This window comes from Micromonospora vinacea, from assembly GCF_015751785.1.
Lineage (GTDB): Bacteria > Actinomycetota > Actinomycetes > Mycobacteriales > Micromonosporaceae > Micromonospora > Micromonospora vinacea.
Window position 1 is genome coordinate 7020336 of record NZ_JADOTY010000001.1, and the last position, 24190, is coordinate 7044525.

General features: G+C 72.2%; 17 protein-coding genes. 14 read left to right on the top strand and 3 right to left on the bottom strand.

The genetic code is table 11. The features are described 5' to 3' along the window. The first annotated feature begins 25 nt into the window (after positions 1 to 25). The 12 genes from IW249_RS32650 (at position 26) to IW249_RS32705 (ending at position 17459) form a co-directional block, all read left to right on the top strand. Complete coding sequence (locus IW249_RS32650) at positions 26 to 1969, top strand: amylo-alpha-1,6-glucosidase (protein WP_196924306.1); 1944 nt, start codon at positions 26 to 28, stop codon at positions 1967 to 1969. Positions 1970 to 2106: 137 nt separating this feature from the next. After that, positions 2107 to 3441: a glycosyltransferase family 4 protein gene (locus IW249_RS32655; RefSeq protein ID WP_196924307.1), complete on the top strand. Its 1335-nt coding sequence runs from the start codon at positions 2107 to 2109 to the stop codon at positions 3439 to 3441. An 83-nt stretch (positions 3442 to 3524) separates the two neighbouring features. After that, on the top strand, positions 3525 to 5216 hold the full coding sequence (locus IW249_RS32660; RefSeq protein WP_307788785.1) for a serine/threonine-protein kinase: 1692 nt from the start codon (positions 3525 to 3527) through the stop codon (positions 5214 to 5216). A gap of 119 nt (positions 5217 to 5335) precedes the next feature. Then, positions 5336 to 6961, top strand: coding sequence for a serine/threonine-protein kinase (locus IW249_RS32665; RefSeq protein WP_307788786.1), 1626 nt, complete (start codon positions 5336 to 5338; stop codon positions 6959 to 6961). A 103-nt stretch (positions 6962 to 7064) separates the two neighbouring features. Beyond that, positions 7065 to 7874: a metal-dependent hydrolase gene (locus IW249_RS32670; RefSeq protein WP_196924308.1), complete on the top strand. Its 810-nt coding sequence runs from the start codon at positions 7065 to 7067 to the stop codon at positions 7872 to 7874. Beyond that, the gene (locus IW249_RS32675) at positions 7871 to 8779 is read left to right on the top strand and encodes an amidohydrolase family protein (RefSeq protein WP_196924309.1); all 909 of its coding nucleotides are present in this window, start codon (positions 7871 to 7873) and stop codon (positions 8777 to 8779) included. Before IW249_RS32670 ends, IW249_RS32675 begins: the two co-directional genes overlap by 4 nt. 682 nt (positions 8780 to 9461) lie before the next feature. Beyond that, complete coding sequence (locus IW249_RS32680) at positions 9462 to 10511, top strand: LacI family DNA-binding transcriptional regulator (protein WP_231394582.1); 1050 nt, start codon at positions 9462 to 9464, stop codon at positions 10509 to 10511. Positions 10512 to 10595: 84 nt separating this feature from the next. Continuing rightward, positions 10596 to 11900: an ABC transporter substrate-binding protein gene (locus tag IW249_RS32685; protein ID WP_196924311.1), complete on the top strand. Its 1305-nt coding sequence runs from the start codon at positions 10596 to 10598 to the stop codon at positions 11898 to 11900. Positions 11901 to 11967: 67 nt separating this feature from the next. Next, positions 11968 to 12936, top strand: a complete 969-nt coding sequence (locus IW249_RS32690) for a carbohydrate ABC transporter permease (protein ID WP_196924312.1) — start codon at positions 11968 to 11970, stop codon at positions 12934 to 12936. 1 nt (position 12937) lies between these two features. Next, entirely contained in the window at positions 12938 to 13825 is an 888-nt protein-coding gene (locus tag IW249_RS32695; RefSeq protein ID WP_196924313.1) for a carbohydrate ABC transporter permease, read from the top strand. Further along, positions 13822 to 16053: an alpha-xylosidase gene (yicI, locus tag IW249_RS32700; RefSeq protein ID WP_196924314.1), complete on the top strand. Its 2232-nt coding sequence runs from the start codon at positions 13822 to 13824 to the stop codon at positions 16051 to 16053. The genes IW249_RS32695 and yicI overlap by 4 nt, the downstream gene beginning before the upstream one ends. Beyond that, positions 16050 to 17459 (top strand): GH1 family beta-glucosidase, encoded by a 1410-nt coding sequence (locus tag IW249_RS32705; RefSeq protein WP_196924315.1) that lies wholly within the window; start codon positions 16050 to 16052, stop codon positions 17457 to 17459. Before yicI ends, IW249_RS32705 begins: the two co-directional genes overlap by 4 nt. 79 nt (positions 17460 to 17538) lie before the next feature. Here the strand turns inward: IW249_RS32705 and IW249_RS32710 are convergent, their stop codons facing one another. The 3 genes from IW249_RS32710 to IW249_RS32720 all read right to left on the bottom strand — a co-directional run bounded on the left by IW249_RS32710 (position 17539) and on the right by IW249_RS32720 (position 20615). Next, positions 17539 to 18132 (bottom strand): nucleotidyltransferase family protein, encoded by a 594-nt coding sequence (locus IW249_RS32710; RefSeq protein WP_196925070.1) that lies wholly within the window; start codon positions 18130 to 18132, stop codon positions 17539 to 17541. Between the two features lie 190 nt (positions 18133 to 18322). Beyond that, on the bottom strand, positions 18323 to 18814 hold the full coding sequence (locus IW249_RS32715) for a hypothetical protein (protein WP_196924316.1): 492 nt from the start codon (positions 18812 to 18814) through the stop codon (positions 18323 to 18325). 91 nt (positions 18815 to 18905) lie between these two features. Next, positions 18906 to 20615, bottom strand: a complete 1710-nt coding sequence (locus IW249_RS32720) for a bifunctional 3'-5' exonuclease/DNA polymerase (protein WP_196925072.1) — start codon at positions 20613 to 20615, stop codon at positions 18906 to 18908. Positions 20616 to 20735: 120 nt separating this feature from the next. On the opposite strand from IW249_RS32720, the gene IW249_RS32725 reads away from it, so the two are divergent. After that, positions 20736 to 22442: an ABC transporter ATP-binding protein gene (locus IW249_RS32725; protein WP_231394584.1), complete on the top strand. Its 1707-nt coding sequence runs from the start codon at positions 20736 to 20738 to the stop codon at positions 22440 to 22442. Positions 22443 to 22492: 50 nt separating this feature from the next. Further along, positions 22493 to 24184: an ABC transporter ATP-binding protein gene (locus IW249_RS32730; RefSeq protein WP_231394585.1), complete on the top strand. Its 1692-nt coding sequence runs from the start codon at positions 22493 to 22495 to the stop codon at positions 24182 to 24184. Positions 24185 to 24190 lie beyond the last annotated feature (6 nt).

The window sequence follows — 24190 nt, forward strand, 5'->3', positions numbered from 1 at the left end:
ACACCCCGCCGCCGGTGGAGGAAAGTTGATCGACATTCACTTCGGCCCGCAGATCTGCGGCGACCTGACCAGCGCGGCCAGCCGGGAGTGGCTGGTCCCCGACGGCCTCGGCGGCTATGCGATGGGCACTGTCGGAGGGCTGCGGACCCGTCGCTACCACGGTCTGTTGGTGGTTCCCGGCGAAACGCCGGCGTCCCGGCAGGTGGGACTGGTCAGCCTTGATCCGGCGGTCACCCTGCCGTCCGGCGCGCGGGTACGCCTCGGCGCCCACGAGTGGGCCTCCGGCGACGTGGACCCTCGCGGCTTCGAGCTGTTGGAGCGCTTCGACCTGATCGACGGGCTACCCCGCTGGCGGTGGCGGATCGGCGCGGTGGTGATCGAACGGGAGCTGGCCATGCTGCCCGGCCGCTCCTGCGTCGCGGTGGTGCACCGGCTGGTCGCCGGTGGTCCCGTCCGGCTGGAGCTGTCGGCCGCCTGCACCTGGCGCGACGCGCACGGCGAACGACGGGCCGACGGGCCGGTCCCGCAGGTCGAGGCGGTGGCCGACGGCGCGGTGGTCGAGGGCGCGTACCGGCTCGCCGGCCCGGGCTGGGCGCCCGAGGGGCAGTGGTGGCTGGGCGTGCACCACCGCGAGGAGGCCAACCGGGGGCTGCACCCGGACGAGGACCTCTGGTACGCGGGTCGCTTCTCCGGGGAGTTGGAACGCCCCGGTGACACGGTGTCGGTGCGGGCCTGGGCCGGTCGACTCGACGAGGAGCCGCCGCCAGCGGAGGAGATCGTGGCGACAGCGAGGCGGCGCAACCGGCAGGTGGTGGCGACGGCGAAGCCAGCCGACGACGTGGAGGCCACCCTGGCGCTGGCCGCCGACGCGTTCGTGGTGCGCACCGACCAGGCGGCGGTGGACGTGGTCGCCGGCTACCCGTGGTTCGGCGCGTGGTCGCGGGACACGATGATCTCGTACGAGGGGTTGTTCCTCTGCACCGGTCGCGCTGACGAGGGCCGGGAACTGCTGCGGGCGTACGCGGCGACGCTGTCCGAGGGGATGCTCGCCAACACTGCCGACACCGGTCGGGTCGAGTACAACACCGTCGACGGCACGCTGTGGTTCCTGCACGCGGTGAGCCGGCACGTCACCGTCACCGGCGACACCGACCTCGGCGACGAGCTGCTGCCCGCGCTGTGCGCCGTGATCGACGCCCACACCGCCGGCACCCGGTACGGGATCCGCGTCGACCCGGCCGACGGGCTGCTCACCCAGGGCGCCGCCGGCACGGCGCTGACCTGGATGGATGCCCGGGTGTACGGGGTGCCGGTCACCCCGCGCACCGGCAAGCCGGTCGAGGTCAACGCGTTGTGGATCAACGGGCTGGCCGGGCTCGCGGAGCTGACCGAGCTGGCCGGGCAGGATGCCGGCGAGCTGTGGCGACTCCACCGGCAGGCCACCGCCTCGTTCCGGGAGCGGTTCCCGGCCCCGGCGGGCTGGCTGCACGACGTGCTGGACGCGCCCGCGCCGGCGTACCCGCTGGGTGGCGCCGCCCTGCACGACGACGACGCGTTGCGCCCCAACCAGCTGCTGGCCTGGTCGCTGCCGTACGCGCCGATGGAGCCGGACGAGGCCACGCTGCGGCGGGTCGCGGGCGGGCTGCTCACCCCGCTCGGGCCACGCAGTCTCGCCCCGGATTCCACCGAGTTCGTGGGCCGGCACCGGGGCGGCCCGGCCGACCGGGACGGGGGCTACCACCAGGGCACCGTCTGGCCGTGGTTGCTCGGCCCGTACGTGGACGCCGCGCGTCGTGGAAAGATGTCCGTCGATGACGTATTCGTCGGCGTTGAGGCCCATTTGATGGAATATGGGTTAGGCTCGGTAAGCGAGACGGCCGATGGCCTCGCGCCGCACACCGCCACCGGGTGCCCGTTCCAGGCATGGTCGGTGGCCGAGCTGCTGCGGGTGCGGCGAAAGAGCCAGTAGCGCTTTACACGACCGCAATGGTGGTGTCGCCGCTGGTTATCGCGATCCCGGCAGGATTGGCCCCGATCCAGACGCGACGGCGACACCGATTCCGGTGTCGGTCGGCGCGCGCCCGGGGACAACTCAAAGGGGGCCGCATGTCACTCGATGCCCACGTGATCGACATCAACCCCGCCCGACAGCTGCGGGTGCTGATGCTCTCCTGGGAGTACCCGCCGGTGCTCGTCGGCGGTCTCGGCCGACACGTGCACGCCCTCTCCGTCGCCCTCGCCGCCGCCGGCCACGAGGTCACCGTCGTCACCCGCCACACCGAGGGCGCACCCCTCGAGGAATACGCCGACGGCGTACGCATCCTGCGCGCCCCCGAAGACCCGGTCACCTTCCCCCTCGCCACCAACTCCCTGCTGGCCTGGACCATGGCCTTCAACCACACCCTCACCCGCACCGCCCTGCGCGCCACCCAGGCCGGCTCCTACGACGTCATCCACGCCCACGACTGGCTCGTCGCGCACACCGCCGTCACAGTGGCCGAGCACCTGGACCTCCCCCTGGTCACCACCATGCACGCCACCGAGGCCGGCCGGCACCAGGGCTGGCTGCCCGAGGAGATGAACCGCACCATCCACGGCGTCGAACACTGGCTCAGCAACTCCTCCATTCGAGTGATCACCTGCTCCGGGTACATGCGCGACCAGGTGACCGCGCTGTTCGACGTACCGGCCGCCCAGGTCGACGTGGTGCCCAACGGGGTCGACGACCGGGCCTGGCGGGCCCGTCCCCGAGCGGTCGCGTCGGCCCGGGCCCGGTTTGCCGGGGACGGCCCGCTGGTCGGGTACGCCGGACGACTGGTCTACGAGAAGGGCGTCCAGCACCTGGTGCACGCCGTACCCCGGCTCCGCGAACGACACCCGGGGCTGCGCGTCGTGATCGCCGGCGATGGCCCGTACCGCACCGAGTTGGAAGCCGAGGCCCGGCGGCTGGCGCTCAGCTCGACCGTCCGGTTCACCGGGTTCCTCGACTCCACCCAACTACCCGCGATGCTCGGCGCCACCGACGCGACGGTGGTCCCCAGCCTCTACGAGCCGTTCGGCATGGTGGCGCTGGAGGCGGCGGCCGCCGGAGCGCCACTGGCGGTGGCCCGTACCGGCGGCCTCGCCGAGATCGTCGAACCCGGAGTTACCGGCGTGACGTTCCCGCACAGCGACCCGGACGCGCTCGCCGGCGCGGTCGGCCAACTGCTCGGCGACGAGGTCTTCGCCCGGCGGCTGGCCCGCCGGGCCCGCACGATGGTCGGCGAGCGGTACGGCTGGGCCACCATCGCGGCCCGCACCGCCGCCAGCTACGCCACCGCTCGTCGCGAACACGGCCCCGTGCAGGCCCGACGCGCCGCCGCCCGACTGGCCGGCGGGCGGACCCGGATCGCCATCCCGGAGGGCAACCTGCTCGCCGCCGCCGACCACGCCGCCTGCTGAGCCGAGTCGGACGACCGATAGGTGACTTCCGATCCGCTGGTTAGGGTGTAGCCCGGACAGCGGCTGAGGAGGAGCGTGCACAGGTGCTGATCGCCGGTCGGTACCAACTGCTCGACCTGGTGGGTCGCGGGGGCATGGGTCGGGTGTGGCGCGCCCGCGACGAGATGCTGCACCGCGAGGTAGCGGTCAAGGAAATCGTTCCACCGAGTTGGTTGGCCGACCGTGAACGGGCCGAGGTGCGCTCACGCACCATGCGGGAGGCCCGTGCCGCGGCCCGACTCAACCACCCCGCCGTGGTCCGGCTCTACGACGTCGTCGCCGTCGACGGCAGCCCATGGATCGTCATGGAGTACGTCCCGTCCCGCACCCTCCAGGACGTCGTGGACACCGAAGGGCCGCTGGAACCGGCCCGCGCGGCCCGGATTGGCCTGGCCGTGCTCGACGCGCTGCAGGCCGCGCACACCGCCGGGGTGCTGCACCGCGACATCAAGCCGCAGAACGTGCTCGTGGCGCACGACGGGCGGGTGATGCTCACCGACTTCGGGCTGGCCACCTTCGACGGCGGCGACGGCGCGATGACCCGCCCCGGCATGGTCCTCGGCTCCCCGCAGTACGTGGCCCCGGAGCGGGCCGCCGAGGGTGCGTCCACAGTGGCCGCCGACCTGTGGTCGCTCGGGGCGACCCTGCACGCCGCCGTGGAGGGGCAGTCCCCGTACGCCCGCAGCACCGCGATGGCCACCCTGAGCGCACTGGCCGCCGGCCCGCCGGACCCCGCACCGCACGCCGGGGCGCTCGCGCCGGTCCTGGACGGGCTGCTGCGCCGCGACCCGCGCGACCGCCTCGACCACGACACGACCCGTCGGTTGCTCAGGACGGCCGCGACCGGTCGCGCCGACCCGTCGCCGACGACCGACCGACCCTCTGCCGACGGGCCGGCGCCGGGGCTGGTGGGCCAGCGCGCCACGGCGGACGACCCCGACGACCAGGACCCCACCGTTCCGCTGCCCGACCCGGCCGTAGCCGTCAGCGCCTCCCCCACGCCGACCCCGGACCCGGCGGCCGCCGGGCGTACCGCGCGTCGGGTGGCGGTGGTCGCCGTCGCGCTGCTGGTCGCCGTCGTGGCCGGTGTCGGCACCGCGCTGACCGTCGCCGGAAACAAGCCCACCGACGTCACCGGCTCGTCCAGCCCGCCACCGAACCGTCCACCCAACGGCGAGCCGTTCGGCCCCGGCCCACCGCCCGGCCCCCCGCCGAACGGGCGGAACGTCCCCCCGCCCCCGTTCGCCTGCGTCCGCCCGGACGTCGTCGGATCGCCGGTGCAGGCCGGCACGCCGACCTCGGGCGAGGAGTTCCGGCCGCCGCCCGGCTGGGTCTGGCACGCCGACACCGGCGGCTTCCGGGTCTCCGTACCCGCGACGTGGCTGACCTCCCGCGACGGCGAGGTGGCGTGCTTCCAGGACCCGGCGACCGGCCGGGCCTTCAGCGTGGCCGAGGGCGGCGCCGTCGATCCCCTGGAACTTCTACGGACCGCCCGCGAAACGGCGGCCGGAACGGGCTCCCTGCCGGGGTACGACGAGATCCGGCTCGCCGCGAACGACGGCGGAGCCGAGTGGGAGCTCCGCTGGCAGACACCGCACGGACCGTGGCTGCACGCCCGGCAACAGGTCCTCGGCGCCGACCGGTGGACGTTGGGTTGGATCACCCGGGACGAGGACTGGGCCGGGGCCGCCGCAGACTGGGATCGGGTGCGAAAGAGTTTCCGACCACCCCGCTGACCTGCACCGTATGGCCATGATCCGCACTACCGTCCGGCGTGGATCGAGGCCGCTCAGTGGATGAGAAAGCCGGCATTGATGGCTATCGTGGACCCCGGGGTGACCGAGGGGGAGCGACCGTGCATCAGTTGCTGATCGCGGGTCGGTACCGGCTGCTCGACCTGGTCGGCACCGGCGGAATGGGCCGGGTGTGGCTTGCTCGCGACGAGATGCTGCATCGCGACGTGGCGGTGAAGGAAATCGTGCCGCCGTCCTGGCTGGCCGAGACCGAGCGCGAGGAACTGCGGCTGCGAACCCTGCGTGAGGCGCGCGCCGCCGCCCGGCTCAACCATCCCAACGTGGTCCGCCTCTACGACGTGGTGCACGACCGGGAGAGCCCCTGGATCGTGATGGAGTACGTGCCGTCGCGGTCGGTGCAGCAGATCATCAGCGCCGAGGGGCCGCTGAGCCCGCAACGCACCGCCCGGATCGGGCTGGCGGTGCTCGCCGCGTTGCGGGCCGCGCACGCCGCCGGGGTGCTGCACCGCGACGTGAAGCCGCACAACGTGCTGGTGGCCGACGACGGGCGGGTGGTGCTCACCGACTTCGGGCTGGCCACCTTCGACGGCGGCGACGGCGTGATGACCGGGCCCGGCACGGTGCTCGGCTCACCACAGTTCGTCGCCCCCGAGCGGGCCCGCGAAGGGGTGTCCGACGCACGCACCGACATGTGGTCGCTGGGCGCGACGCTCTACGCGACGGTCGAGGGGCAGTCACCGTACGCGCGCTCCACCGCGATGGCGACGCTCAGCGCACTGGCCACCGAACCGCCGGACCCGATGCGTCGGGCCGGTCCGTTGGGTCCCGTCCTCACCGGTCTGTTGCAGCGCGACCCCTGGCGGCGGTTGACCGCCGTCGAGGCGGAGCCGCTGCTACGCAGCGCCGCTGCGAGCCACGACGAGCCCGCCGGCCCGGCCCGGTCCTCGGCGGTCGCGGCGGTCCGCAGCGCCGGCCGGGCCATCGCGCCGGACCCGTTCGAACCGGTGGCCGCGCCAGCCGAGCCGGCGACACCGCGCCGACGCCCACCGCGCCGGCCCGCTCGGCGATGGCGTCTGATCGCCCTGGGTGGCGCGGCCACCGCCCTGCTCGTCGCCGGTGGCGTCACACTGGCGTTGGTCAACCGGCACGATGACCGGACCCCACCGTCCGGCTCGGGTGGTGGCGCGCCGACCTCCCGGCCGGCGGCGTTCGCCTGCACGTCGTCCCCGCCACCGTCGGCGACCCCGGTGGTGGCGGTGTCACCGCCGGCCGACGTGAAGTACGGGCTGCGCGAGGGCTGGACCTGGTACGACGACCCGACCGGTTTCCGGATCGCCGCGCCAGTGGGGTGGGAACGCTGGACCGAAGGCTCGGTGACCTGCTTCCGGAAGACCGGCGGGTCCCGCGTGCTCAGCGTCGAGGCCGGGCCCGCCCGCGCGGATCCGGTGGCGCACTGGAAGGCCGAGGAGACCCGGCTGACCGCGGCCGAGGCACTGCCCGACTATCGCAAGGTGGACATCTCAGCCATGGACATCTTCGACGGCGGCGCGGTGTGGGAGTGCGGCTGGCGCAACGCCGTCGGCGTTCCGGTGCACAGCTTCCGGTTGCTGGCCAACACCTCGGCCGACCGCTCCTACACCGTCTCGTGGTTGACAGAAGAGTTCGACTGGCAGGTCAACGCGGCATACTTGCCGATGATCCGGCAGAGCTTCACCCCCACCCTGTGACACGGTCCGATGTGGACCTTCCGGGTGATGCCCCTGCGGCGCCGGCGCTGACTACAGTGGCGTAGTTTTGGGCGCTCAAGATCCCTGGGGAGGGTGAGCCGAGATGATGGGACCGCAACACGCGCTGTCTGGCGCGGCGGTGTGGCTGGCGGGCTCCTGGGCACTGGAGCAGTTCGCCGACTACCACCAGTCGCCGCTCGCGTTGGCGGTGGGCACCGCGGTGTGCGCCGGTGGCGCGCTCTTTCCCGACCTCGACATGTCGGGCAAGGTGACCAAGAACCAGGGTGGGGCCACCGTGGCCCGTACCTTCGGAGTCTTCTCACTCTTCGCCGCCGAGGTGATGGAGAAGATATCCCTCGGGGTCTACTACGCCACGAAGCTCAGCAGGGACCCCCGCCGCAACAACGGGCACCGGACGCTGACCCACACGCTGCCGTTCACACTGCTGGTCGGCTGGGGCACCACAGCGCTCTGCGCCGCCTACGGCAAGTGGGCGGTCATCACCATCCTGTTCTTCATGTTCGGCCTGGCGCTGCGCGGGCTCTTCGACGAGTGGGCCGAGCGGGCCGGCTGGGTGATCATCACTCTCGCGTCGGCCGGAGCGGCCTGGTTCACCTTCGCCAACCTGCCGGGCGGACGCGGCTATCCGCTGATCGGCACCGCGCTGGGCGTGGGCTGCTTCGTCCACATCCTCGGCGACATGATCACCCGGGCCGGCGTGCCGATCCTCTGGCCGATCCCGATCAAACGGCGCATGTGGATGATGATCGGCCTGCCGAACAGCATCGCCCTGCGCGTCGGCAGCAAGGCCGAGGTGGTCGGAATGCGCATCGCACTGACCGTCATCTCGGCGCTCGCCACAGTCGGCCTGATCGCGCCCTCGGTGCTCAGTCGATTCGACATCGACATATGACCGATCCGGCGCCGGTGGTCCCGCCAGCCGCGGACGACCGCGTACCGGACTTCTGCCGCGACCTGGGGCTGCCCGGCCTCGCCGACGTGCACGTGCACTTCCTGCCACCGCGACTGCTGCGTCGGGTGTGGGCCTACTTCGACGCCGCCGGGCCGCTGGTCGGCACCGAATGGCCGATCCGCTACCGGTGGAGCGACGCCGACCGGGTCGCGCACCTGCGCCGGCTCGGCGTGCGGGCGTTCAGCGCCCTGGCGTACGCCCACCGGCCCGGCATGGCGGCGGAGCTCAACCGCTGGACGCTGGATTTCGCCCACGACACCCCCGGGTGCCTCGCCTCGGCCACGTTCTACCCCGAGCCGGACGCCCCCGTGTACGTCGAGGCGGCCCTCGCCGAAGGCGCCCAAGTGTTCAAGCTGCACCTCCAGGTGGGTGGGTTCTCACCGACCGATCCGGCGCTGGACCCGGTCTGGGGGATGCTGTCCGACGCGGGGGTGCCGGTGGTGGTGCACGCCGGACACGCCCCGGTGGGGACCACCCACACCGGCCCGGACCCGTTCGCCGCCCTGCTCGCCCGCCATCCCCGGCTGACCGCCGTGGTGGCGCACCTGGGCGCCCCGGACTACCGGGCCTTCCTCGACCTCGCCGAGACGTACGAGCGGGTCCGACTGGACACCACAATGGCGTTCACGCCCTTCTTCGACCAGTTCGTCCCCTTCCCCGCTGACGAGTTGCCCCGATTGCGGGAGTTGGGGCTGGCCGGCAAGGTGCTGCTGGGCAGCGACTTCCCGAACATCCCGTACCCGTACGCCGACCAGCTGACCGGGCTGGCCCGACTGGACCTGGGCGACGACTGGCTGCGCGCGGTCTGCTGGAACAACGCCGCCGCCCTCTTCGACCTGCCCTGACCCGCGCCCCGCGCCCCCGCACACCGCGCCCCCGCACACACGCCCGCCGCACCCCGCGCCCCGCGCCTCGCACCCCCGCGCCTCGCGCCTCGCGCCTCGCGCCCCGCGCCCCGCGCCTCGCGCCTCGCGCCTCGCGCCTCGCGCCCAAGATCGTGCTCGATCCTTGATGTAGTGGCCTCCGCGACGATCCGATGGAACTACATCCAGGATCGAGCGCGATCTTGCCGTCGCACCCCCAGGCCGGCGGCCAAGATCCGCGCAACTTCCCGGATGTTGCTGCCTCTGGCGGGCGGAAGGCAGCAGCATCCCCGATGTTGCGCGGATCTTGGTCGCGACCATCAGGTGCCACCGACCGGGGAGCGGCGCGGCCGGGCGAGGCTCGGCTGGGCGCGGCGCGGGGTGGGCGGGCGCGGCGCGGCCGGGCGCGGCGCAGGGTGGGCGCGGCGCAGGGTGGGCGGGCGAGGCTCGGCTGGGCGCGGGGTGGGCGGGCGCGGCGCGGCCGGGCGCGGCGCAGGGTGGGGTGGGCGGGGGCGCCGCACGGCGGCTGAATTCTTTTCGACATCGGCTATTGACGTCGCCGTAACAGGTGGCCTAGCGTCCTGTCGAACCGCTTCGTCGAAACGCTTCGACGAAGTTCGGGAGCGGTCCCACCCCAGGCCGGAGGAGGTGCGCGGTGGCCACCATGCACGACGTCGCCCGCCTCGCGCAGGTCTCGGTCAGCACCGTCTCGTACGTGCTCACCGGCACCCGGCCGATCTCGCAGGCCACCCGCAACAAGGTGCTCGCCGCGATGGCCCAGCTCGACTACCAGCCCAACGCGATGGCCCGCGGGCTGGCCAGTCGCCGCAGCCGGATCCTCGGCCTGCTGATGCCGATGGACGAACGCGGCCTCGGCGCCACCGAGACCGCCTTCGTCACCGGTGCCGCCGCCGCGGCCAGTGTCGCCGGCTACCACCTGGTGCTCTCGCCGGTCGGTGGGGGCAACCTCGACGACCTGCGTCGGCTGGCCAGCCAGCGGATGCTCGACGGGGTCGTGCTGATGGAGGTCCAGCTGGCCGACGAGCGGGTCACAGTGCTCCAGGAGGCGGGGGTGCCGCTGGTGCTGATCGGCCGCACCGGCGACACCAGCACGCTCTCCTACGTCGACATCGACTTCGACCAGACCGTCCGGGAGGCCGTCGCGCACCTGGTCGGCCTCGGGCACCGGCGGATCGTCTACGTCAACCACTCGGCCGCCACGCTGGCCAGCGGTTACGGGCCCGCGCTGCGTACCCGTGACGCCTTCACCGCGGCGATGACCGGGCACGGCCTGGAGCCGGTGATGATCGCGGCCGAGGACAGCGCCGCCGGCGGGCGGGCCGCCCTGGCCGCCGCGTTCGCGCAGGCCCCGGAGCTGACCGCGGTGCTGGCCATGAACGAGACGGCGATTTTCGGCATCCTCGGCGAGTTGACCGGCCGCGGCCTGTCGGTGCCCGACGACGTCTCCGTCGTCTCGATGGTCACCTCGCCGCAGGTCGCCGAACTGGCCACCCCGGCGCTGACCGCTATGACGTCACCCGGTTCGGCGCTCGGCCGGATCGCGATCGAGGCGCTGACGCGCCACCTGGACGGCCCCGCAGACCTTCGGCACCAGCAACTGCTGCCGTGCGCGTTGGAGGTCCGGGGGTCGACCGCCGCGCCCCGGCGGTCGGCACTGGCCAGCTCTGCCCCATCGTCGAACGACGGAGGCTGACCAGCGAAAACGGCCCGTCATCGCGCTGCAACGCGACGACGGGCCTTGTGAAGTACCGGCTAGTACTCAACGAGGAGGATAGTAATGCAGCGATTCCGTCGGCTCGTCGCCGCGATCGCCCTGGCGGCGACCGCGACGACCACCGTGGCCGCCTGCGGCGGTGGTGACAACGGGGACAACAGCGACGCCAAGGTTCTCAAGCTCTGGCACTACGAGAGCGAGAACAGCGCCATGGGGATCGGTTGGAACCGGGCGATCGAGATCTTCAAGTCCGAGCACCCGGGCGTCGAGGTGCGCTTCGAGCGCAAGGCGTTCGAGCAGATCCAGCAGAACGCGGGCATGATCATCAACTCGTCCGAGGGCCCGGACATCATGGAGTACAACAAGGGCAACGCCACCGCCGGGTTGCTCTCCTCCCAGGGCCTGCTGGCCGACCTGAGCAGCGAGGCCGACAAGCGCGGTTGGGCCGGCAAGCTCAGCCCCAGCCTGCAGACCACCGCCCGCTACAGCGACAAGGGCGTGATGGGTTCCGGCAAGTGGTTCGGTGTGCCGAACTACGGCGAGTACGTCACCGTCTACTACAACAAGGACCTGTTCCAGCAGAACGGCGTCAAGGTTCCGACCACGATGGCCGAGATGACCGCCGCCATGGACACCTTCGTCGGCAAGGGCGTCACCCCGCTGGGCATGGCCGGCGCCGAGTACCCGGCCGGGCAGCTCTTCTACCAGCTCGCCCTCTCCAAGGGCGACCGGCAGTTCGTCGACAACTACCAGCTCTACAAGAACCCTGTCGACTTCAAGGCCGACCCGCTCAAGTACGGCGCGGACACCTTCGCCCAGTGGGTGCAGAAGGGTTACGTCGCGAAGAACTCGGCCAGCCTCAAGGCCGAGGACATGGGCACCGCCTTCATCGGCGGCAAGGTTCCGATGATCGTCTCGGGTAGCTGGTGGTACGGCCGGTTCAAGACCGAGATGAAGGCCAACTGGGACACCTTCCTCTTCCCCGGCAACACCCTGCAGGCCGGCTCGTCCGGAAACCTGTGGGTGGTCCCGGAGAACAGCAAGGCCAAGAGCCTGGCGTACGACTTCATCGACATCACCCTGCGTCCGGAGATCCAGGACCTGATCGGCAACAACGGTGGTGTTCCGGTCGCCGCTGACGCGTCGAAGATCAGCGACCCGAAGGACCGCAAGCTGATCGAGGACTTCAACACCGTCAGCAAGTCCGACGGTCTCGCCTTCTACCCGGACTGGCCGGTCCCCGGCTACTACGACGTGCTGGTCTCCGGCTTCCAGGGTCTGATCAACGGCTCGAAGTCGCCCGACCAGGTCCTCGACACGATCGCCAAGCCGTACGCCGATGGCGTCAAGGAGATCACCGGCAAGTGACACGGCGAGCGGCGGGCGCGACCGGCACGACCGGCGCGCCCGCCCGCCCCGCCGGGAAGGATCTTCCATGGCAGTCTCCGAGACGGTCGCCGCCACACCGCCGGCCGCGACCCCCACCCCGCCCGCGCCCAGCCGCAGACGCCGCGGCCGCAACGCGGCGTACTGGCTCTACCTGCTCCCCGGAGCGGCGCTCTTCCTCCTGGTCATCGGTGCGCCGCTGGTCGGCACGCTCTACCTGTCGCTGACCAAGTGGTCCGGCATCGGCGACCCCCGGTGGGTCGGCCTGGACAACTACCAGCAGTTGCTGCACGACGACGTGTTCTGGGCGTCGTTCCGCAACACCGTCTGGATGCTCGTCGCGATGGTGGTGGTGCCCACACTGCTCGGGCTGCTGCTCGCCGCCGTGCTCTTCGACGTCATCGGCCGCCGGTTCAAGCCCCGCACCGCCGCCGCGCTGCGGGCCGCGTTCTACCTCCCGCAGGTGCTGCCCGTCGTGGTGGCCGGCATCGTCTGGGGCTGGATCCTCCGCCCCGACGGCGCGTTCAACAGCCTCCTCGACGCTGTCGGTCTCGGCGCGTTACGCCACGACTGGCTAGGCGACCCGGGCACCGCACTGCCGGCCGTGATGGCCGTGATGATCTGGGTGCAGATCGGCTACCCGGTGGTCGTCTTCATGGCGGCGTTGCAGCGGGTCGACCCCGAGCTGTACGAGGCGGCCGAGGTCGACGGCGCGAACTGGCTGCACCGGTTCCGGGCGATCACCCTTCCGCAGATCCGGCCGGAGACCTTCGTGGTGGCCCTGACCTGCACCATCGCCGCATTGAAGGTGTTCGGGCCGATCTTCGCCCTGACCAGGGGTGGTCCGGACAACGCGACGAACGTGCCGTCGTACTTCGCCTACTACACGTTCTTCAAGAAGCTGCAGGTCGGCTACGGCTCCGCGATCTCCATGGTGCTGACGCTGATCATCGTGGTGGTGGCCGGGATCTTCATCTGGATGCAGGCCCGCAGCGAGCGCCGGGACCGGGGGTTCTGAGATGGCCGTCACGCTCACACCGACCTCCGCGCCGGTAACGCCGGCCCGGCCCGTACGCGATCGACACCACCGCGGCGTCAGCCGCTGGGTGGTGCTCGCCCTGGTCACCGTCGGCGCGCTCGTCATGCTGGTGCCGTTCGCGTTCATGCTGCTCAACGCGTTCAAGTCGCCCGGCGACTACTCGTCGGGCGGCCCACTGAGCTGGCCGACGGAGTTCTACACCAAGGGTCTGCGCACGTACTGGACCGAAGTGAACTTCCCGCTCAAGTTCTGGAACTCGGCGGTCATCGCCGGCTCGGTGGCCGTGCTCGGCGTCGCCGTGTCACTGCTCAACGCGTACGCGCTGGGCATCGGCCGGGTCCGGGGCCGGCTGTGGATCGTCGGGCTGTTCCTGCTGGCGAACATGCTGCCGCAGGAGGCGCTGATCTACCCGCTGTACTACGTGGCGAAGCAGGTCGGCCTCTACAACACCCAGCTCTCGGTGATCATCATCTTCACCGTGATCCAGAGCGCGTTCGGCACCTACCTGCTCGCCTCGGTGATGGGCACGTTCCCGCGCTCGCTGCTGGAGGCCGCCGCGCTGGACGGCGCCGGCAAGTGGACGGTGCTGTGGCGGGTGGTCTTCCCCAACCTGCGGCCCACCCTCGCGGTGCTGCTCATCTTCTTCTTCATCTGGACGTGGAACGAGTTCCTCATCCCGCTGGTCATGCTGATCGACAACCAGACGCAGACCATTCCGGTCGCGCTCGCGTCATTGCAGGGCGACCGGCTGATGGACGCTCCGACCACCAACGCCGGCGCGCTGATCAGCCTGGTGCCGGCGATCCTCTTCTTCCTCATCTTCCAGCGCACTCTGGCGCGCGGTATCACGGCAGGAGCCGAGAAGTGAAGTTCACCGACGGGTACTGGCAGCTGCGCCCCGGCGTCAGCGTCCTGCGCCCCGGAACCGTGGAGTCGGTCGAGCCGGACGAGCGCGGCTTCACCGTCTTCGCACCGACCGGTCAGATCACCGGCCGCGGCGACACCCTCAACCGTCCCCTGGTCACCGTCCGGTTCTTCTCCCCCGCCCCCGGCGTCATCGGGGTGACCATCGCCCACCACACCGGAGGGCTGCCCCGCGAGCCGCACTTCGGGCTGAGCACCGACGAGTCGCACCCGGTCACCGTCGACGTCACCGGGCTCAGCGCGACGCTGACCACCGGCGAGCTGACCGCGCGGGTCGCGCTCATCGACGGGTGGCGGGTCGACTTCCTGCACGGCGACCGGCTGGTCACCGCGTCCACCGCGCGCAGCGTCGGCGTCGTCACCGACGCCGAGGGCCGCCGGTACGTACACGAGCGGCTCGCCCTCGGTGTCGGTGAGACGGTGTACGGGCTGGGCGAGCGCTTCGGCCCGTTCGTCAAGAACGGGCAGAGCGTCGACATCTGGAACGCCGACGGGGGCACCGCCAGCGAGCAGGCGTACAAGAACGTGCCGTTCTACCTGAGCAGCGCCGGCTACGGGGTCTTCGTGGACCACCCGGAGCACGTGTCGTTCGAGGTCGGCTCCGAGGTCGTCACGCAGACCCAGTTCAGCGTCGAGGGCCAGTCGCTCACCTACTACGTCATCGACGGGCCGCAGCCGAAGGACGTGCTGCGCCGCTACACCGCGCTCACCGGCCGCCCGGCCCGGGTCCCCGCCTGGTCGTACGGCCTGTGGCTGTCCACCTCGTTCACCACCTCGTACGACGAGAAGACGGTGACCGAGTTCGTCGACGGGATGGCCGAGCGCGGGCTGCCGCTGTCCGTGTTCCACTTCGACTGTTTCTGGATGCGTCAGTTCCACTGGGTCGACTTCGTCTGGGACCCGGCGACCTTCCCCGACCCGGAGGGGATGCTGCGCCGGCTGCACGAGCGCGACCTGAAGGTGTGCGTCTGGATCAACCCGTACATCGCGCAGCGCTCGTACCTCTTCGAGGAGGGCCGCGCGGCCGGTTACCTGGTGCGCAACCCCGACGGCTCGGTCTGGCAGTGGGACAAGTGGCAGGCCGGCATGGCGCTCGTCGACTTCACCAACCCGGACGCGGTCCGCTGGTTCACCGGCAAGCTCAAGGCGCTGCTGGACATGGGCGTCGACTGCTTCAAGACCGACTTCGGCGAGCGCATCCCGACCGACGTGGTGTGGCACGACGGCTCGGACCCGCAGCGGATGCACAACTACTACTCGTACCTCTACAACAAGGCGGTCTTCGAGCTGCTGGAGACCGAGCGCGGCGAGGGCGAGGCGGTGCTGTTCGCCCGCTCGGCCACCACCGGCGGGCAGCAGTTCCCGGTGCACTGGGGCGGCGACTGCGAGTCGACGTTCGTCGCGATGGCCGAGTCGCTGCGCGGCGGGTTGTCCCTGGCGTCGTCCGGCTTCGGCTACTGGAGCCACGACATCGGCGGCTTCGAGGGCACCCCGGACCCGGCGGTGTTCAAGCGGTGGGTCGCCTTCGGGCTGCTCTCGTCGCACTCCCGGCTGCACGGGTCCGGCTCCTACCGGGTGCCGTGGGCGTACGACGAGGAGGCCGTGGACGTGCTGCGGCACTTCACCCACCTCAAGCTCGGCCTGATGCCGTACCTGGCGGCCGCCGCCCAGGAGGCGCACCGCGACGGGACGCCGGTGATGCGACCGATGTTCCTGGAGTTCCCGGACGACCCTGCGACGGCACACCTGGACCGGCAGTACATGCTCGGCCCGGACGTGCTGGTCGCCCCGGTGCTCAGCGCCGACGGCGACGTCACGTACTACGTACCCGCCGGCACCTGGACGCACCTGGTCACAGGGGCGCAGGTCACCGGCCCGGCCTGGCTGACCGAAAAGCACGACTTCGACAGCCTGCCGGTGCTGGCCCGACCGGGCGCGGTCATCCCGTTCGGCTCCCGTACCGACCGACCGGACTACGAGTGGGCCGACGATGTGCGGCTGCGGGTGTACGCACCGACCGAGGGGCAGCGGACCCGGGTACGGGTACCGTCACCCGGCAACGGACCGGGCGCCGAGTTCGACGTGCGCTACGAGGGTGGGACGGCCAGCGCCGAACTGGTCGCCGGCACCTCGACGGGCTACATCTGCGAGATCCAGGGGACGGAACGATGACGCAACACCACTTCCCGGAGAGCTTCGTCTGGGGCTCGGCGACGGCCGCGTACCAGATCGAGGGCGCGGCGACCGAGGACGGGCGCGGACCGTCCATCTGGGACACCTACAGCCACACACCCGGTCGGACCCTCAACGGTGACACCGGTGACGTGGCCGCGGACCACTACCACCGGTGGGCCGACGACCTCGGGCACATCGCCGACCTCGGGCTCGGGGCGTACCGGTTCTCCATCTCCTGGCCCCGGGTGCAGCCGGGCGGCTCGGGCCGGTTCAACCAGGCCGGCATCGACTTCTATTCGCGGCTGGTGGACGGGCTGCTGGAGCGGGGCGTCCGCCCGGTGGCCACCATGTACCACTGGGACCTGCCGCAGGAGTTGGAGGACGCCGGCGGGTGGGCGGCGCGGGAGACCGCGCTGCGCTTCCAGGAGTACGCGGCGGGCATCGTCGGCGCGCTGGGCGACCGGGTGCACACCTGGACGACACTCAACGAGCCGTGGTGCTCCGCGTACCTGGGCTACGCCTCCGGCGTGCACGCGCCGGGTCGGACCGAGCCGGCGGCGGCGCTGGCCGCGGTGCACCACCTCAACCTCGCGCACGGCCTGGCCGGCCGGGTGGTCCGGGAGCTGGCCCCGTCCGCAGAGCTGTCGGTGACGCTGAACCTGCACGTCATCCGGGGTGCGTCCGACTCGCCCGCCGACCAGGACGCGGTCCGGCGGATCGACGCGTTGGCAAACCGGGCGTTCCTCGGCCCGATGCTGGACGGGGAATACCCGGCCGACCTGCTGGCCGACACCGCCTCCGTCACCGACTGGTCGTTCGTCCGCGAGGGTGACGAGAAGCTGATCGCGGTGCCGCTGGACGTGCTCGGGGTCAACTACTACTCCAGCACCCTGGTCCGGGCCTGGGACGGGGTGTCGGCCCGCTCCGACGCCGACGGGCACGGCGCGTCGACCTCGACGCCGTGGGTCGGCGCGGAGAACGTCGACTTCCTGCCGCAGCCCGGCCCCTACACGGCGATGGGTTGGAACATCGACCCGCCGGCGCTGACCGAGCTGCTGCTGCGCCTCCAGCGCGAATACCCCAGCCAGCCCATGATGATCACCGAGAACGGCGCGGCCTTCGACGACGTGGTGTCGGCCGACGGCCGGATCCACGACGACCGACGGATCGACTACCTGCGCCGGCACATCGGCGCGATGGCCGACGCCCGAGCGCAGGGCGCGGACGTGCGCGGCTACTTCGTCTGGTCGTTGCTGGACAACTTCGAGTGGGGTTACGGCTACGACCGTCGCTTCGGCATCATCCGGGTCGACTACGACACCCAGGTACGCACCTGGAAGGACAGCGCCCACTGGTACCAGCGTCTCGCCGCCACCGGCGAGCTGGACCAGGCACAGTACTGACGAAGAGCGTGATGCCGGTGAGTCATCATGATGACTCACCGGCATCACCCAGCTCGGGGAGCCTGGCAGGACGGGGCCCTCAGACGCCGACGCGCTGGGGCGGGACCGTGAGCCCGTAGAGCTCCATCAGCTCCGGGGTGTCGATCCGGCTGCCGTCGGCAACCGAGTCGCAGGCGATGTCGACGATCTGGTCCTTGTGCGCCAACAGGTACGGCCGGGCACCCACGTCGGCGCTGGCCAGGGTGGCGATACCGGGCCAGTGCCGGCGACCGAACAGCATCGGATAGCCGCGCAGCCCGTCGTAGGTGGCGCAGACCAGCACGTCCGGGTACGGCAGCGCGGCCACCCGGCTGACCGCCGTGGCGGTCAGGCCCGGCATGTCGACCGGGACCACCACCACCGCCTCGATCCCCTCGTCGTCCATCGCGGCCAGGCCGGCCCGGATGGACGAGCCAACTCCGGTGCCCCACGCCTTGTTGATCACGACGGTGGCCCTGCCCAGGTCGGCGGTCTCCCGGACCTGCTCTGCTGCGGCACCCAGGACGACCACGATCTGCTCGCAGCCCGCCTCGGTCATCGTGTCGATCATCTGATTCACCAAGGGCTTGCTTCCCTGGTGCAGCAGCGCCTCGGGACCACCGATCCGTCGTCCCCCGCCTGCGGCGATGATCATTCCTGCGATCCGGTTCAGCTGCGCCCCCTCCAGCACGGGACAGACCGTGACCGATCCATCCCCTCCTACGGACACTGCAACGAGGACGGCCAGCCGGGGGTGGCGGGGCGAAAAGGAGAAATAGCACAACCGTTACACGACCGGCATCTGCCGACACGCGCACCGGATGATCACCGAGAAGAGTCGGCCATCAACCCGTCTCCCCGGACATTGCGACCGCGGTGCCGCCCCAACGCTGGGGCACCCATCGCGCCACCCAGCCGAGGCCGCGTGCGGTGAGCGCGTACAGGACCACCGGAGCAACGATCAGCAGCACGGCGATTCCCGCGACCAGAGGCACGTAGCCGGCGGACACCCCGCTGGCAATCGCCCCGGCCACGGCGTACCCGGCGGCCAGGACGACCGCGACGAGCGCGGCCAGCACCACCACCCGGCCGGTCCCCCGATGCCGGCCGACGGCCTCCCCGACCGCCACAGCCGGCAGGAAGAGCAGGGGAATCAAGACCACGCCGAGCACCGCGGCGATCAAGACGAGCATCGGCCCGGCCAGCGGGCCACCCACGCCCGAGCCGGTGGCCAACGCGTACGCGAGCAGACCGAGGTAGCCCAGGACCGCCTCGGCGACGAGGGCCAGGCAGGCGGCGACCATCCCGGCCAGATGACGGATGACTCCGACGACCATGGGGCACCCTCCCATTCCGACGGCCGCACGACCGCACGAGACTAACCGGGGCACCGCCCCGGGGTGTGCCCCGCTTGAGTGGGCCCGCAGGTCAGGCCGCGTCGGCGTAGCAGTCGACGATGGACAGGTCCAGTGGAAACCGGACCGGCGTCGCGCCGAAGAGCAGCGCGGAGGCGCGCTCGCCCGACCGGTTGACAGCCTCGGCGACCGCGTCCGCCTGAGCGGCGGGCGCGTGCACCACCACCTCGTCGTGCTGGAAGAAGACCAACTGCGCGTCGGTGCCGGACAGCTCCGTGCGCAGCGTGGCCAGCAACGTGGAGGCCCACTCCGCAGCGGTGGCCTGGATGACGAAGTTGCGGGTGAAGCGCCCCCGCGACCGCGCGGCACGCGCCCGTGGGCTCTGCGGATCGGCCGCCCCCTCCGGATCGGAGGGCTCGCCGTCGAGATCACCGAACCCGGCCGAGCCGGGCGGGCACGTCCGCCCCAGCCAGGACCGCACCAAGCCACCCGTCTCACCGGTACGCGCGGCCGCCTCCACGTAACCGAACGCCGTCGGGTAGCTGCGCTTGAGCACCGCCAACGCGGGCACCGCCGCCCCGCCGGTCTGCCCGTACATCGCGCCGAGCAGCGCCACCTTGGCCTTGGCCCGGTCGCCGCCGAACGAGTCCCGGGCCAGGGCCGCGTAGAGGTCGCCGGCACCGCCCGCCGCCGCCAACCGTGCGTCGCCGGACACCGCGGCCAGCACCCGAGGCTCCAACTGGCCGGCGTCGGCGACCACGAACCGCCAACCCGGATCGGCCACCACCGCCCGCCGGATCACCTTGGGGATCTGCAACGCGCCACCACCCCGGGTGGCCCACCGGCCGGAGACGACACCACCCGGCACGTACTCCGGTTGGAACCGGCCGCCCCGCACCCACTGATCGAGCCAGCCCCAGCCGTGCGCCGTCCAGATCCGGTAGAGCTCCTTGTATTCCAGCACCAGCGGCACCGCCGGATGGTCCACCCCGCGCAGCACCCAGGCCCGGGTGTTGGGCAGCTCCACCCCGACCCGGGCGAACGCCTTGAGCAGCTCCGCTGGGGAGTCGGTGTGCAGGCCGCGTACGCCGAGCGCGTCGGCGATCCGGGCGGCCAACTCGGCGAGTCGGCGTGGCGGCCCACCGACCGGCGACGCCTCACCGAGCAGCTCGTGCAGGATCTCGTTGTGCACGTCGACACGCCAGGGCAACCCGGCGACGCCCATCTCCACCGCGATCAACGCGCCGGCCGACTCGGCGGCCACCAGCAACCGGAACCGGCCGGGGTGCTCGGTCGCGGCGACGCGGGCGAGTTGGTCGGCGTACACCTGGGTCAGTGCCTCGATGCCCGGGCCCGGCGGGCCGGGCACTGTGTCGAAGAGCGCGCCCTGCCCGTGCCCGGGCGGTGCGGCGGCGCGCGGCGGCGGGTCCGGCGGCACCGCCGCGCCGGTCAGCCGGGCCCAGGCGGCGGCCAGCGAGCGGGGCTCACCCCAGCGGCCCGCGTGCCCGAGCAGCAACGCCTCGGTCAACTCCACGTCGTGACACCGATCGACCCGGACGCCGGCGCGCAGCAGCGTCGGGTAGACCGCCGGGGTGGTCGACCAGACCCAGCGCGGGTGCCCGGCGGCCTCGCGGGCGGCGACCGCGGCGACCAGGTCGGTGACGACCTCGGCCGGACCGGTCGGCCGGCCGGTGGCGTCCAGCGGGCACAGCACTCCCCCACCCCGCTCGTCGGACACTACCGCCACCAGCACGAACGCGATTCTGCCTGTCCCGTGCGACAGGAACGGAGGCGCACCTCACCACGATCGGGTCGGTGGGGTGTCGGGGCCGGTCGGTAGCGTGACCAGGTGCCTCCGCAGATCCCGCATCCCGATCCTGGCACTCCCGACACCCGCGGTCCGATGCGCTACCTCTGGTGGCTGGTCCGCTGCCAACCGTGGCGGGTGCTGCGTGGCAGCCTGCTCGGCACGGCCTGGATGATCGGGCTCTCGGCCCGGCCCTACCTGATCTACCGTGCCGTCGACGACGGGCTACGCGCCGGTGACACCCGGGCCCTGGCGCTCTGGGTCGCGGCGATCGTCGTCGCGGGCATGGCCCTGTCCTACCTGGGCATCATGCGGCACCGCACGATGACCTTCATCCGGGAGGACGCCAAGGCCCGCTCCGCGGAGGTCCTGCTACGCCACCTGTCCCGCATCGGCGCGGTGCTGCCGCGCCGGGTCGGTGCGGGCGAGGTGTCCACCATCGGCGGCTCCGACATCGACTGGACGGCGCAGGTGCTGACGCTGACCGGGCCGGGCGTCGGCGCGATCATCGCGTACGGGGTGATCGCCGTGGTGCTCTGGTCGATCTCCCCGATGCTCGCGCTCTGCGTGCTGGTGGGGGTACCGGTGGTCGGTCTGGTCGTGGGGCCGCTGCTGCGTCGCCTGGAGCGGGCCGAATCGGTCTACCGCAGGCAACAGGGCGCGCTCACCGCCCGATCCGGTGACATCGTGGCCGGCCTGCGGGTGCTCGCCGGGGTGGGCGGTCGGGACCTTTTCGCCCGGCGGTACGCGGCCCGGTCCCAGGACCTTCGCGCCGAGGGCTACCGGGTCGGCGCGGTCAACAGCTGGATCGACGCGGTGACCGTCGCCATCCCCGGCTTGTTCCTGGCGGCCGTGGTGTGGCTGACGGCCCGGATGGCGGTGACCGGTGACGTCACCATCGGCGAGCTGGTCGCCGTCTACGGCTACGTGGCGACCCTGATCGTGCCGGTCTGGTTTCTGCTGGAGGGCAGTCACCAGCTCATCCGCGGTCGGGTCGCCGCCCGGCGGATCGCCGACCTGCTCACCGTGACGCCGGACGACGTCGGTGGCCCGGGTCGCCGGTGGCCGGGTGCCGTGCCCGAGACACGCCGGCCGGATGACCCGGGCGCTCCGGACGGCCCCGCCGACCTGCACGACCCGGTGACCGGCCTGACCGTGCGCGCCGGCCAGCTGACCGGCGTGGCGGCAGACGATCCGGCGGCGGCCGTGGCGTTGGCCGACCGGCTCGGCCGGTACGTCGTCAGCGCCGTCACCTGGGGTGGCGTGCCGCTGCGCGCGGTCGCCCTGGACGAGGTCCGCACACGGATCCTCGTCGCCGACCACGACTCGTACCTCTTCGCCGGCACGCTGCGCGAGATCCTGGGCGCCGGGGCCGACGAGGATGACGAACGGATCGGCGCGGCCCTGCGGACCGCCTCGGCGCAGGACGTCGTCGACGCCCTGCCCGCCGGACTGGACACCCCGATCGACGCCCGAGCCCGGACGCTCTCCGGCGGTCAGCGCCAACGGATCCGCCTGGCCCGGGCGCTGCACAGCGAGCCGGAGGTGCTGATCCTCGTCGACCCGACGTCGGCGGTCGACGCGCACACCGAGGCGCGGATCGCCGAGCGGCTGCGGGAGGCGCGGGCCGGGCTGACCACAGTGGTGATCGCCACGTCGCCGCTGCTGCTCGGTCGGGCCGACCTGGTCGCGCACCTCGGCGGCGACCGGATCACCGCCACCGGCAGCCACGCCGACCTGCTCGACCGGGACCCGGCCTACCGGCACCTGGTGGCCCGCGGCAGCGAGGAGGCGTACCGGTGAGCCGGCTGCCGGTGGCCGACCGCGGCACCGTACGCCGGGCGCTGCGGGACATGATCAGCCGACACCGGCGTGCCGTCGGGGTCGTGCTGGCGCTGCACAGCGCCGCCGCGGTCGCCGGGCTCGCCCCACCGTGGCTGCTGGGCACCATCGTCGACCGGGTCACCGCGGGCGCGGGCGTTGCCACTGTGGACCGGCTGGCACTCGCCATCGCCGGCTGCGTCCTGGTCAGTGCCCTGCTCTCCCGGTACGCCCAGTACGCCGGCCACCGCTTCGGGGAACGGGCCGTCGCCGAGCTGCGCGAGCAGTTCGTCTCCCGGACGCTCGGGCTGCCCGTCTCGGTCGTCGAGCGTGCCGGCTCCGGAGACCTGGCCACCCGCAGCTCGGTCGACGTGTCGACGGTCGGCACCACCGTCCGGGACGTGGTGCCCACCATCGTCATCGCCACCGTGCAGTTGACGTTGCTGTTCGGGGCGGTCTTCCTGCTGCACCCACTGCTCGGGTTGGCCGCGCTGGCCGGGCTCCCGTCGATCGTGGCGGTGACCCGCTGGTACCTGCGCCGGGCCAGCTCCGCGTACCTCACCGAGGGCGCGGCGGCGGCCGAGCTGACCGAGACCCTGACCACCACCGCCGAGGGCGCCCGCACGGTGGAGGCGCTGCGGCTGGCCGACGACCGGATCCGGCACGGCACCACCCGCATCACAGTGGTGTGGCGGGCCCGCCGGGCGACCCTCGCCCTGCGTACCGTGTTCTTCTCGGTCGTCGAGGCCAGCTACCCGCTACCGGTCGCCATGGTCCTGCTCGTCGGGGGCTACCTGCTCTCCCGGGACATGGTGTCGCTCGGCGCGGTGGTCGCCGCCGCCCTCTACCTGCAACAGGCGATCGACCCGTTGGACCGGCTGTTGCAGTGGACCGAGCAGGCGCAACGCGGCTTCGCGTCGTACGCCCGGGTGCTCGGCGTCGGCATGGTCCCGCCGGAACCGCCCGGCACGACCGCCGCGTCACGGGGTGAGCGGCTCGTCGTCCGGGGAGCGCGGTTCTCCTACTCCGACGGGCCGGACGTGCTGCACGGCATCGACCTGGAGGTGCAGCCCGGCGAGCGGCTGGCAGTGGTCGGCCCGTCCGGCGCCGGCAAGTCCACCCTGGCCCGGCTGCTGGCCGGGATCGACGCGCCACGGCAGGGCGTCGTCAGCATCGGTGGCTGCCCGGTCACCGACCTCGACCCGGCCGAGCGGCGCCGCCGGATCGCTCTTGTCACCCAGGAGCACCACGTCTTCATCGGCTCGGTACGCGACAACCTCTCCTTCGCCGCGCCCGACGCCTCGGACGAGCAGATGCGCGCCGCGCTCGCCACGGTCGGTGCCGACTGGTTCGCCGAGTTCCCCGACGACCTGGACACGCAGCTCGGCGACGGGGCCCGTCAACTCGGTGCGGCCGAGGCCCAGCAGCTCGCGTTGGCCCGGTTGGTGCTCGCCGACCCGCACACCCTGATCCTGGACGAGGCGACCGCCGCGCTCGACCCGTCCACCGCCCGGCGGACCGAACGCGCGCTGGCCGCCGTGCTGGTCGGGCGGACCGTCATCGCGATCGCGCACCGGCTCAACACCGCGCACGACGCCGACCGGGTCGCCGTGCTCGCCGACGGCCGGATCACCGAGATCGGCAGCCACGACGAGCTGGTCGCGACCGGCGGCGCGTACGCCGCGCTGTGGCGCTCCTGGCACACCCGGGTCGACGAGCGCTGAGGCGTC